The organism is Flavobacterium sp. W21_SRS_FM3 (assembly GCF_052113625.1).
Classification (GTDB): domain Bacteria; phylum Bacteroidota; class Bacteroidia; order Flavobacteriales; family Flavobacteriaceae; genus Flavobacterium.
In genome coordinates this window covers 73,750-87,118 of the sequence record NZ_JBGQOD010000007.1, presented here as the reverse complement: position 1 = coordinate 87,118, position 13,369 = coordinate 73,750, and the positions used below count along the sequence as shown (strand labels likewise).

General features: G+C 33.3%; 8 protein-coding genes. 3 read left to right on the top strand and 5 right to left on the bottom strand.

The features are described from left to right. Window positions 1-98 precede the first annotated feature (98 nt). From ACEN2K_RS11515 to dnaK, 5 genes are all read right to left on the bottom strand, one after another. Window positions 99-2,840 carry a histidine kinase gene (locus tag ACEN2K_RS11515; RefSeq protein ID WP_441759473.1) on the bottom strand — a complete coding sequence of 914 codons (2,742 nt, stop codon included), beginning with the start codon at window positions 2,838-2,840 and terminating at the stop codon, window positions 99-101. A gap of 104 nt (window positions 2,841-2,944) precedes the next feature. Further along, window positions 2,945-4,126, bottom strand: a complete 1,182-nt coding sequence (locus ACEN2K_RS11510) for an acetate/propionate family kinase (protein ID WP_441759472.1) — start codon at window positions 4,124-4,126, stop codon at window positions 2,945-2,947. 101 nt (window positions 4,127-4,227) lie between these two features. Continuing rightward, a complete protein-coding gene (gene pta / locus ACEN2K_RS11505; RefSeq protein ID WP_441759471.1) occupies window positions 4,228-6,321 on the bottom strand; it encodes a phosphate acetyltransferase in 2,094 nt (697 codons plus the stop codon). A gap of 140 nt (window positions 6,322-6,461) precedes the next feature. Then, window positions 6,462-7,532 carry a magnesium/cobalt transporter CorA gene (gene corA / locus ACEN2K_RS11500; protein ID WP_441759470.1) on the bottom strand — a complete coding sequence of 357 codons (1,071 nt, stop codon included), beginning with the start codon at window positions 7,530-7,532 and terminating at the stop codon, window positions 6,462-6,464. A gap of 226 nt (window positions 7,533-7,758) precedes the next feature. Continuing rightward, a complete protein-coding gene (gene dnaK / locus ACEN2K_RS11495; RefSeq protein ID WP_441759469.1) occupies window positions 7,759-9,642 on the bottom strand; it encodes a molecular chaperone DnaK in 1,884 nt (627 codons plus the stop codon). 421 nt (window positions 9,643-10,063) lie between these two features. Here dnaK and ACEN2K_RS11490 point away from each other — a divergent pair, with 421 nt between their 5' ends. From ACEN2K_RS11490 to ACEN2K_RS11480, 3 genes are all read left to right on the top strand, one after another. Next, on the top strand, window positions 10,064-10,753 hold the full coding sequence (locus tag ACEN2K_RS11490) for a DUF2461 domain-containing protein (protein ID WP_441759468.1): 690 nt from the start codon (window positions 10,064-10,066) through the stop codon (window positions 10,751-10,753). Between the two features lie 198 nt (window positions 10,754-10,951). Beyond that, entirely contained in the window at window positions 10,952-12,370 is a 1,419-nt protein-coding gene (locus tag ACEN2K_RS11485; protein ID WP_441759467.1) for an ATP-binding protein, read from the top strand. Between the two features lie 214 nt (window positions 12,371-12,584). Next, window positions 12,585-13,322, top strand: a complete 738-nt coding sequence (locus ACEN2K_RS11480) for a hypothetical protein (RefSeq protein WP_441759466.1) — start codon at window positions 12,585-12,587, stop codon at window positions 13,320-13,322. Window positions 13,323-13,369: the final 47 nt, after the last annotated feature.

Sequence of the window (13,369 nt, the reverse complement as noted above, 5' to 3'; positions counted from 1 at the left end):
TGAAAGTCGATTATACCTATATGATGTAGTAATGATGTGTTGTAATTGTGTTAAAAATTACCCTAAAAAATAAATTATCTATAAAAAAAGAAGTGTTTTTATAACGATAATAAAAACTTTGATAGGTTATCGTCGGGTACGAGTTGTAATTTTTTCCTTAATCTATAACGATGTAATTCAACTCCTCTAAATGAAATATTCATTAAAGGAGCAATTTCTTTCGAAGAAAGATTCATTTTTAAATAGATACAAAGCTTAATATCCTTTGGAGTGAGATTGGGATATTTTTGAGAAAGTTTAATAATAAATTCATTGTGAATCTGATTCAAGTTAGTTTCAAAGGTTTCCCATTCGTGCTTATTAACTGCATTAATTTTGATCGCTTTTTTAATTTCACTTTTGAGTTTGTTTAAATCTGTTTCACTATCTAAAATAGCTTGGATACTTTCAATCATTTCACTTTGTTTAGCAATTGAAAGTGATTTACCAGCAACCTCTGATGATTTAGACTGCAGTTCTAATTCCAAAATATGTTTTTCATATTCTTGGCTGTTCAATTCATTCTCTGCCTTAAGTTCCATTTCTAGAATTTTCTTTTGATGTCTTAGTTCTTCTTCTCTCAAAGCGAGTTTTTGAACGTACCTCATTTTATTCCATTTGTAATAAACATACAAAATTGAACCTATAAAAAGGAAATACAATAAAATCATCCAAAAGGAGAAATACCAAGGTTTTGAGACTTCAAAAGTAAAATTGGAAATCTTGTTGTACTGCAATCCATCATGATTGAATACTGTAAAGATATTAGTACCGCTATCTAGATTATTCAAAATAATTTGTCCGTCATTTATAGGTGTAAAATTCTTAGAATCATTTACCTTATAAAATAGACTAGGTTTTGTTGCACCGTAAATTCCAGAAATAACGTGAATTCGTATTTCTGAATTATATTTAATTTTAGAATTATTAGCAACTAATTGTTGATTGTTAAAGGCTTCAATTTTTAGTTGGGGTACTTTACTATTACTATTGTTAAGCTGTAGCAAAATAAATCCATCATCTAAATTCAATAAATAATTGTCTCCATCTTTGAAGATCTTTAAATTATCATTGATTATTTTCCCTTTGTAGTATTTCTCCTGAATCAGACTTCGTACAAATGCATTTCCTTTAGCATATACCTGATATAGTAAACCGTCCTGCAGTATGATAAAGTGGTTATCATCAATTTTCACGATATCAGATACATTTACAAAATTAGAATTAAATAAATCATTCTTTTCTAGCTGATTTGAGATGGAATTAAAAGTGTACCAGCTGTTATGAATCAAAAACAATATATCATTTCTAAATTCAAATAATTTTACACCAAAATCGTTTGTAATACCACTCTTTTGGGTGATATTCTCAACTTTAGTTTCGTATTTGTCATTGTATTTAATACGGTACAATCCCCTATAATTATCAGCAGCCCAAATTTCATTCTTTTTATTTTGAGCGACGTACTTTATGGGCTTTAATAGATTTTTCAGCATTACTTTTTCAGAAGAATTCCTCAAGTCATCATATATATAAACCCCACTATAAGTTGCTTGCAAGTACGAATTATCAACATTACTTTTGATCAAATTCCAGCCGCCATTAATGCCGTTAAATTTCGAATAGTGTCCCTTCTCGTATAGATAAGTACCTTCGTTATGTCCAATTATATACTTATCCCCTATTTTATTTATATTCCAAGCCTGCCCTTGCGAACTAGGTACTAATGAAAATTGATTTCCTTCATAGGTATAAACACCATGATTAGATGCTAACAAGTAACCTTTTCTTGTCTTGACTACAGAGTAAACAGATCCCAGTGTGCCCGAATTATCATAAAAAATAGCCGTAGGTGAATTTACTTCTATATAAGCAATACCGTTATCTAACCCTAACCAAACATTGAATTCCTTATCTTGACCTACACTTAAAACAGAGTTATTCATCAATACATTATCACGGTTAATATTGATAAAGGAATTATCGTTAAGATTCACTAAATAAACGCCATTACTTGCAGTACCTATAATCAGTTTATCCTTTTTGAGAAATTTAGCGATGTTGATACTCGCATTTTTCAACCTCTCATTCAGCGGATTTTTCCATGGTTGTATTACTCCATTCGTCACTACATAAACACCATTTTTTTTGGTAAAAATATAAGTACTCCCCTTGTATTTTTCTATGGCATGAATCACATTATTTTCTAAAACATCCCAGCCTTTGATTTTAACTAATTTATTTCCAATTAATTTTTGTACACCATCACTAACTGTAGCCACTAGCAATTCATTATCCACAACAAAACAATAGGAAATAAGAGGCGCAAGAACTACTTTTTTTAAAGCTTTAGAGTCGTAAATAAAAATTTCCTTAAACGACTGAAAATATATTTTCCCATTGAACTTAAAAATTTTCCAGATCTCTTCATTTTCTTTTTCGTCAAATACCTTTCTGCCCTTAGAAATAGAAACGTATTTCATCTTGCCCTCTTTACGATACCAGTAACCAAATTCTTTATAGGAACCAGAGTATATAATATCTCCATCAATATAAATGGAACGAATAATAGTTTTATTTGGAAGCATGTACTTTTCCCATTTTATACCATCATAACGTAGTAAATAATGATTATTTGCAAAATACATCGCATTATCCTTCCCTTGAGCAACATTCCAAATCTGATTGTCACCTTGGTAATCCGATTTGTTGTAATTTTCTACAAAAGGCAGTAAATCCTGAGCATATAATTGGATGGATAAAAAAAAGAAAAAGAATAGTGGTATTGTCTTAGCTTTCAATTCGAGAAGGTTTTTATTTTCAAATATAATTACATTTATCCGATTTTAGGGTATAAAAAAAGCTTCTCATGGAGAAGCTTTGCATAAAATAACACTTCTATATTTTAAGAAAGTAGTGCATAAACTTGATTAGCTATTTCTAATTCCTCGTTAGTAGGAATAACCATAATCTTAGTTTTAGAATCTAAAGTGTTAATCTCTCTAATTTCCTTAGAGCGAATTTCGTTTTTCTGATCATCGAGATGAATACCAAAATAATCCATATCTGTACATACTAATTTCCTGATATAAGAAGAATTTTCGCCAATTCCTGCTGTAAATATAATCGCATCTAAGCCATTTAAAACTGCGGCATAGGAACCAATGTATTTTTTTATTCGGTAGGCATTCATGGATAATGCTAGCAAACAATCCTCATTACCAGCCTCAGCACTAGCTTCAATATCTCTCAGGTCGCTAAAGCCAGTAAGACCTAGCATTCCGCTTTTTTTAAGTAAAATAGCATTTACTTCATCAGCTGTATAGCCTACGGTATTTATCAAATAAAATATTAGGGAATGATCAATATCTCCGCTGCGTGTACCCATAACTAATCCGTTTGAAGGTGCAAAACCTAACGAATGATCTATGCTTACTCCATTTTTAATCGCAGTCATACTGCAGCCATTACCTAAATGAATAGTGATAATTTTGTCACTATTTTCTAAATATTCCATGGCTTTTTCAGAGACATATTTATGACTTGTTCCGTGAAAACCATATAACCTTATTTTATTTTCTTTTAGAAAGTTATTTGGAATAGCATATTTATGTGCTACTACTGGAATAGTTTGATGAAAAGCAGTATCAAAAACAGCTACTTGATTTGCTGATACAAAAATTTCTTGAGCAACATTGATCCCTTCCAAATTAGCAGGATTGTGCAGTGGAGCCAATTCAAAAAGTTGCTTTATTTTGTCTTTTACCGCTTGATCTATTACTACAGTGTCCGAAAAACTAGCACCACCATGCACAACACGATGTCCTACCGCATCTATCTCGTCAGTGCTTTTAATTACTCCAATATTGTCGTCCATTAATAAATGAGCAATCTTTTCTAAACCTATTTTATGGTTGGCAATGGCTACAGTTTCTTCTACTTTTGTAGTGGTAGTCACATAAGTAAAATTTGAATTTTCTAAACCTATTCTATCAATCATACCACTACAAATCACTTCTTGACTAGGCATATTGATTAATTGGTACTTTATCGAAGAACTTCCTGAATTTATTATAACTATTTTCATTAAACTAAAATTTAAAATTTAAAGATTAAAAAGAGTCAGATATTGAAATACAAAACAACTAGTTTTTAAATTATTATATATTTCAATCTTTTTATAAAACTTTACAATCCTTGTGCTTGAATCGCTGTGATCACTACTGTGTTGATAATATCATCCACAGTACAACCTCTACTTAAATCATTAACTGGTTTATTCAAACCTTGCAACATCGGTCCTATAGCTAAGGCCCCTGTTTCTCTTTGAACGGCTTTATACGTATTATTTCCAGTGTTTAAGTCTGGAAAAATAAGTACACTGGCTTGTCCCGCTACTTCAGAGTTTGGCATCTTACTTTGTCCAATTTCCATGTCGACTGCAGCATCGTATTGAATAGGTCCTTCGATTTTTAAATCAGGGCGTTTTAAACGAACAATTTCAGTCGCCTGACGAACTTTCTCTACTTCATCCCCTTTTCCTGAAGTACCTGACGAATAGGACAGCATGGCAATTTTTGGCTCTATACCAAAAGCCATACTAGAATCAGCAGAAGATATCGCAATTTCTGCTAGCTGTTCTGCAGTGGGATTAGGATTGATCGCACAGTCACCAAATACTGAAACTCGATCCTCTAAACACATAAAAAATATAGAAGATACAATACAAGTATTGGGCTTCGTTTTAATGAATTGTAAGGCTGGTAAAATGGTATGTTGCGTGGTGTGAGCAGCTCCAGAAACCATTCCATCTGCATCGCCTTTGTACACCATCATGGTTCCAAAATACGAAACGTCTTCCATTAAATCTTTGGCCATAGCCATAGTAACATTCTTTTTTTTACGCAACTCATAATAAGTGTTGACGTAATCTTCATAATGTACTGACTCAATAGGATTTATAATTTTTACTTTCGAAAAATCAAAAGTAATTCCTAATTCTGCCACCTTCGCTTCAATTTGTTTTTTATTTCCAATGATCGAAATATCCACTACATCCATCGTCAACAAACGAGAAGTAGCTATTAAGATACGTTCATCATTCCCTTCCGGCAACACAATATGTTTCCGGTGTTTTTTAGCTCTTTTTACTAGATTGTACTGAAACATTTTAGGCGTCATCCCTTCCGCTTCAAAAGCGCTTAATTTTTGCGATAGATTATCGATATCAACATACTTCTCAAAAGTAGCAATGGAGGTTTCTATTTTTTGCGTATTATCAGCATATATCTTAGACTTTATGTTTCCAATTCTGTTCGTAATACTATAGGTGCCTCCTTCGACTGAAATAATGGGAACAATACTAGTTAGACCTTCAATTAATTTTAGAATACTGTCTTCAGGTATGATATTCCCTGTCAATACAATCCCCGAAATAGTAGGGTAATTAGCAGATTCATTAGCTTGGAGTGCTCCTAATATAATATCCGCTCGATCTCCAGGAGTAATTACTAAAGCGTTTTCTTTTAAATGAAGTAAGTAGTTGCGCAATTGCATCGCACCAACACTAAAATTACCAATTTCATTATTTAAAAATTCTTGACCAAAAAGAACTTTAGCATCCAGTTCATCCACAATTTCCTTTATCGTGGGATTGTTCAAGCTAGAAATAATCGGAATGGCATTGACCAAAACTTCTGTGGGCAAATTATTTCTCAATCCATCTGTAACCACTTGTATATTTTCAGGTTGCACCTTATTAGCAATTACTGCTAGCACCTCTACTTCTTTCACTTTGAATGAATCATAAGCTAAATACAAACTATCAATTAACTCTTCTAAAGTTTTTCCAACTCCAGAGCCAACTATAATCGTAGGTATTCCAAGATTCTTGGCAATTAGAACATTCATATCTAGTTCTATGACAGTGCCTTCTCCACTAAAACTAGTTCCCTCTACTAAGACAAAATCAAATTGTTCTTCTAAACGTTTGTATTTTTCAATAATGAGGTCGAGCACCTCGCCTATTTTTCCTTTATTTTTCTTTTTAATTAGTTTGCTTTTGGTGATTGCAAAAGCATCTTCAAAATCAATATCTAATTTAAAATGTGAAATTACAGTTTCTATATGGTTGTCTAATTTACCATGTTCAAAATCTTCTATAATAGGTCTAAAATAACCCACTTTAGCTGTTTTACCAATCAACATACTCATCAAGCCCAATGTTATAATAGATTTACCACTATTGTGCTCTGAAGTCGCTATATAAATTGCCTTATTCATTTCTAATTATTTTTTAATATTCAAATTAAAATCATTCAATCTTATTATTAAACCGAATATTTAGTTCTACTTAAGTGCGGCGCTCGAGGCTTTGCTCCCTATTAGCTACTATACCTTGTTTACCATCTTAAAGTTTTGTACTAAAACCATTTTCGCTTTTTAAAGTAAATTACCATTATAATTCCTATCACCACCATCACTCCTATTACAGCATAATAGCCATTTTGATATTTAAGTTCAGGCATGTGCTCAAAGTTCATACCATAAACCCCTACAATAAAGGTTAACGGAATAAAAATGGCCGAAACGATCGTAAGTGTTTTCATGATCTCATTCATCTTATGAGACTGCGAAGAGAAAAAGAAATTAGAAGCACTTTCTAACATCCCCATATCAGAGTCAATTTGTTCTAAAAGCTCTAAACTTTTTTGATGCAAACGAGAAAAATAACCAAAGGTTTCTGGTTCTATAACACTGAAATCTTCATCTTCCTTCAGACTTTTAATTGCGTACAAAGAATCGCGAAGCGGAATGATGGCTCGTTTTAAAAAATTAAAGTTGTCACGGTGTTTCTCAATTCGTATTAAAATCTTGGGATCAGCACTATTCTTGGAGAGATTAATTAACTCTTCTACCTTGTCTTCTTCATTTTCGATGGTGATATAAAAATTTTCCATCACCGCATCTAATAATAAGTACAGTAAGAAGTCGGCCTTTTTAGTACGTACACTCCCTGAATAGGTTCGTATCCGCTCTCTAATATGCGAAAAAAAGTCACTTCGTTTTTCTTGAAAAGAGATTAACACGTTATTTTTTATAAGAAAACTAATTTGCTCAACACTGATGTTATCTGAATTTTCAGTAGGCAACATTGATTTAATATTAAAAAATAGAGTGTCTGGCGATTCCTCTAATTTAGTTCTTCGAGTCGTATTTAAAATATCAGATAGTAAAAAATTATCTATTTTAAAGAAAGCACCAATAGCTTCAATAATCTCAATCTCGTTGAGGCCATGAAGATTCAGCCAATTCGTTTTTTGATTATTAATTGTGCTCTTTAAATCTGCACTATCAATATCCTCATATTCAATAAAGTCAGTATTATCATAGACAAACAATTGCATCTCAGATTCCATCTTTCTATGCCTTCCCGTATATTCCAGATGATTGGGCTGTGACTTGCGTCCTTTTTTAAACTTTATCTTTCTCATTCAAAAATGTATATGAAGTAATATTACAAAGATATATAGAAATTATCATCCTAAATCATGAGATTAATCATGTTTACCAGATAAATTAGATGCCGTTATTGCTTACTAATTACAACAGTTCTTTTCAACTATGCTATAATTGTAAACAAAAAAAACCGTTCACTACTAGTGAACGGTTTTGATATGATGTAAGAAACGCAATAAATCACGTTTCTACAGGAAATAATTATTTTACTTCTTCGTAATCTACATCTTGAACATCATCTCCTTGAGCATCAGCTTGTGGCTGTGCATCAGCTTGACCTTGTTCTCCTTGAGCGTACATTGCTTCAGTAGCAGTTTTCCAAGCAGCGTTGATGTTATCAAGTGCAGTTTGGATTGCAGTAAGATCTTGAGATTGGTGAGCCATTCTCAATTCAGTTAAAGCATATTCAACAGCAACTTTGTTTTCATCAGATAATTTATCACCAAGTTCTTTTAATTGAGTTTCAGTTTGGAAGATCATTCCATCTGCTTCGTTCAATTTTTCAGCTCTTTCTCTAGCGATTTTATCAGACTCAGCGTTAGCTTCAGCGTCTTGTTTCATTCTTTCGATTTCTTCAGCTGTTAATCCAGAAGAAGCTTCGATACGAATATCGTGAGATTTTCCAGTTCCTTTATCAGTTGCAGAAACTTTGATGATACCATTAGCATCAATGTCAAAAGTTACTTCAATTTGTGGAACACCTCTTGGTGCTGGTGGAATACCATCTAAATGGAAACGACCAATAGTTTTGTTATCAGCAGCCATTGCTCTAGCTCCTTGTAAAACGTGGATTTCAACTGTTGGTTGAGAATCTGCAGCTGTAGAGAAAACTTGAGATTTTTTAGTTGGGATAGTGGTGTTAGACTCAATTAATGTAGTCATAACTCCACCCATAGTTTCGATACCTAAAGATAAAGGTGTAACGTCAAGTAACAATACATCTTTTACATCTCCAGAAAGAACTCCACCTTGAATAGCTGCTCCAATTGCAACAACCTCATCAGGGTTAACGCCTTTAGACGCTTTTTTACCAAAGAATTTTTCCACCTCATCAGCGATTCTTGGCATACGAGTAGAACCTCCTACAAGGATTACTTCGTCAATATCAGAAACAGATAAACCTGCATCTTTAAGCGCTTTAGCAACTGGTGCCATAGAACGTTTAACTAATGAGTCAGTTAATTGCTCAAATTTAGCTCTAGATAATTTTTTGACTAAGTGCTTAGGTCCTGAAGCTGTAGCCGTTACGTATGGTAAGTTGATTTCAGTTTCAGTAGAAGATGACAATTCAATTTTAGCTTTCTCAGCAGCTTCTTTTAAACGTTGTAATGACATTGGGTCAAGACGCAAGTCAATACCTTCTTCAGCTTTAAATTCGTCAGCTAACCAGTCAATAATTTCGTGGTCAAAATCATCTCCACCTAAGTGAGTATCTCCATTTGTAGACAATACTTCAAATACTCCGTCTCCTAATTCAAGAACAGAAATATCAAATGTACCTCCACCTAAATCGTAAACAGCAATTTTTTGATCAGTTCCTTTTTTGTCTAATCCGTAAGCCAATGCCGCAGCAGTTGGCTCATTGATTATACGCATAACTTTAAGACCTGCAATTTCACCAGCTTCTTTTGTAGCTTGACGTTGTGCATCATTAAAGTAAGCAGGAACAGTAATAACTGCTTCAGTAACTGTTTGACCTAAATAGTCTTCAGCAGTTTTTTTCATTTTTTGAAGAGTCATTGCTGACAATTCTTGAGCAGAATATAAACGTCCATCAATATCCACACGTGGCGTATTGTTATCTCCTTTTACAATCTTGTAAGAAACTCTTTTTGCTTCAGCCGAAACTTCACCAAAACCTTGTCCCATAAAACGTTTAATAGAAGCAATTGTTTTGGTAGGATTTGTTACCGCTTGTCTTTTTGCTGGATCTCCCACTTTAATTTCTCCACCTTCAACAAAAGCGATGATAGATGGTGTAGTTCTTTTTCCTTCTGCGTTAGGAATAACAACTGCTTCATTACCTTCCATTACAGAAACACAAGAGTTTGTCGTACCTAAATCAATTCCGATTATTTTACCCATTTTTAATATATTTAATTTAATGTATACTCGTTTTTATTACTTGATGACTATAAAGCAATCTTTGTGCCAACGCAAAACCCTCTTATCAATTGTCAGTTTTTGTTAAAATGGCGGAAAATAATCTGCCAACATGACATTTTATCCCGACTGTCACTGCTGTTAGTAAACCAATTGAAGCTGACAGTTGTACTATTTACCAGACTCTTTAGAATAAGGAGCAAATCCAGCTATCCGCTTTATCTTTATTTCCGCCGCGGCGGAAATAAAGGATGCCGCTTCTATCTGGGCTAAAAAATCACCTATACATAATAAGCTATAAGACAATTTTAACTCCGTTTACGGTTACCACATGAAAAACTTGCTTAATTTTGAAAACATAGCTTTAACACAAATACTAACCTATAAATAGTTCCTAATACAAATGGAGAACCCTACAATAGCAGCAAACAGCTTTTCTTTTTTAAATGATCTCGCTTTAAACAACAATAGAGATTGGTTTAATGATAATAAGCCTCTTTATATTGAAGCACAAGATAATATTATAGCTTTTGTGGACCAACTAATCGTTCTGATGAATAACCATGATAATATTGAAAATGTATCTGGCAAAAAAAGTATGTATCGTATTTATAACGATGTGCGTTTCAGCAAAGATAAACCACCGTATAAACCTAGATTTGCCTTTAGCTTGCAACGAGCCACTAAATTAAAGAGAGGTGGCTATTATGTGCATATCCAACCTGGGAATAATTTCTTAGGCTGTGGCTTCTTTTCTCCTAATCCCGAAGACTTAAAAAGAATTAGAAAGGACATAGAAATTAATCCGTCGATTTGGCGTAAAATTCTCAACTCAAAATCAATTAAAACTAATTTTGGCGAAATGGCAGGAAATAAAGTGCCTACTTTCCCTAAAGGATTTTCAAAAGATCATGAGGCAATTGATTTAATTCGTCACAAACAATTTATCTTTCGTCATGCATTTACAGATGAAGAAGTTTTAGATAATGATTTTATCAATAAAGTCGATGCTATTTTTAAAACTATAAGACCGTTTTTTGACCATCTTAGTACTGTTCTTACAACTGATGTCAACGGTGAGAGTCAAGTTTAAAATTAAAATTCCAGCATTCATAAATAGCGTTTCGATAATTTAAGCTTTAATTTCACGAGAGTTTTTTTGACAAAAAAATCTATTTTTATGTACATAAGCTTAAGTACAGGCATCTTTTTCAATTAATAAAGAAGAGTCTCTAGTAAATCACTTATATTTACTTAAAAATTCAACATAGTTAAGGGGGAATAACACGTAATGAAATTATACCCTATCCTAAATTCATCTTCAAATACCAGTATTATGGACCGTCATGAAAAAAATAAAGATGAACTCTTACAGGAGTTATTGGACTTCCAATACAAGTTCGATGCCTTAACGACCGACTACAACAAAGATGCTATCAAATACGCACAGATAGAACGAGAATTACTATTAGCAAACAAAGAGCTCTCCAGTCAAAATGATGAAAAAGAAAAAAGAGCCGCTGAATTAATTATTGCAAATCAAGAACTAAGCTTTCAAAACGACGAAAAGGAGAAACGAGCTGCTGAATTAATTATCGCTAATAAAGAGCTTTCTTATCAAAACAATGAAAAGGAGAAAAGAGCAGCTGAATTAGTTATTGCTAATCAAGAACTTGCTTTTCAAAATCAAGAAAAAGAAAACAGAGCTGCGGAATTAGTGATTGCTAATCACGAACTCGCTTTTCAAAATCAGGAGAAAGAAAACAGAGCTGCTGAACTAATTATCGCTAATAAAGAGCTTTGTTATCAAAACGATGAAAAAGAGAAAAGAGCTGCTGAACTTATTATAGCAAATAAGGAGCTTAGCTATCAGAATGATGAAAAAGAGAAACGGGCTGCTGAATTAGTTATTGCAAATAAAGAACTGGCCTTTCAAAATGATGAAAAAGAAAAAAGAGCCGCTGAGCTAATCTTAGCCAAAGAACAAGCCGAGGAAAGTGATCGTATTAAGTCGGCTTTTTTGACCAATATGTCACACGAGATTAGAACTCCTATGAACGGTATTTTGGGTTTTGCTACTTTACTTAAAGAGGCAAACCTAAGTGGTACAGAACAACAAGAATATATTAGAATAATTGAAAAGAGTGGCGACCGCCTACTCAATATTATTGACGATATTGTTGATATTTCGAAAATCGAATCAGGATCTATGGAGGTACATTTAAAAAACTTTAACATAAACGAACAAATAGATTCCATATATACTTTTTTCCAACCAATAATGGAAAGTAAAAAGATTGCCTTTTCTTCACAAAAATCTCTAATAGACAGCAAAGCCATAATCAATACAGATCGTTCAAAAATTTATGCTATTCTTACTAACCTCGTTAAAAATGCTATCAAGCATTGTAAAGAAGGTTCTATTGAATTTGGTTATAGCGTAGTGAACAATAACAATGAGCAGGCATTACAATTTTCAGTAAAGGACAATGGTGACGGAATTCCTATTGATCGGCACGAAGCTATTTTTGAAAGATTTACAAAGGCTGATATTAGCAACAAAATGGCTATTCAAGGAGCAGGTTTAGGACTTTCCATCGCTAAAGCTTTTGTAGAGTTATTGGGAGGAAAAATATGGCTGGAAAGCGAAGAACAAAAAGGTTCCATATTTTATTTTACTGTTCCCTACAATCCACAGCTGGCCAACTAACTTTTTATAGATAGTCAAATAGATTCACTATTTCTCAAATTGATTTACAGCATTTATTTTATACAAGAATATTCTATGCAGTAACTTTTTTTTACTACATTTAATTTTTAGAGAAAAATGCTTGATTTAGAAAACTCCCCTATAATTCCTTATTTACATGCTCGCTAAGCATACAGCCAAATACAAATAACGCACATAAATAATAGTAGTTGAAATGAATAATAATCCCGCTTCCAGTTTGTTAGCAACAGTTGCTATTGACGCTGTTTTAGATTCCCACATTAAAATGGCTGCTTGCCTATCTGATGAGCAATCTCGTCTAGATTCCACAGCAATGAAGCACACTCCTATTTGCGACTCTAGTATTCCTTTCAGAGATTTAACAGATGCTACTGCAAAACGAGAAAGTATCGGGCGACTCATTACTAAACTAGACGTTACAACTAATATTAGATACCAGCGAACTCCAGAAGATACTTACTGTAATGTGTACTCCTACGATTATTGCTATTTTTCAAAAGTGTACTTACCCACTGTTTGGTGGACTGATGAAGCAATAAACAAAATGCGCGATGGTCATGAGATAGAAGCCATTTATGGCGAAACGGTGCAAACCATCTATTCTAGTGCTATTCACGATTGGTTTTTACAATGGGGAGAAAATTTTGGCTGGAAAAGGATTTTTAGCGTTGATGAAATGCAGCAGTTGGTAAATACTAATGGCGGCATAGGGATAATTTGTGCTAAAAGAAAACAAAGAGGACTCTCTGGACATCTCGTTCCGGTGGTTCCAGAAACTGCTGTAAAAAAAGCCTATCGTGAAAATGGTGTCGTCATATACCCATTACAATCACAGGCTGGTAAACTGAATTACAATTACTTTTCTAAAGCCAGAAAAGACTGGTGGAATAACAAACTTTACTCCTCTTCCGTATTCTATTATCATGAGTAAAAAATAAAGACCGAAACTGAGCTAAAATCGATCGGTACCTCTTTCAA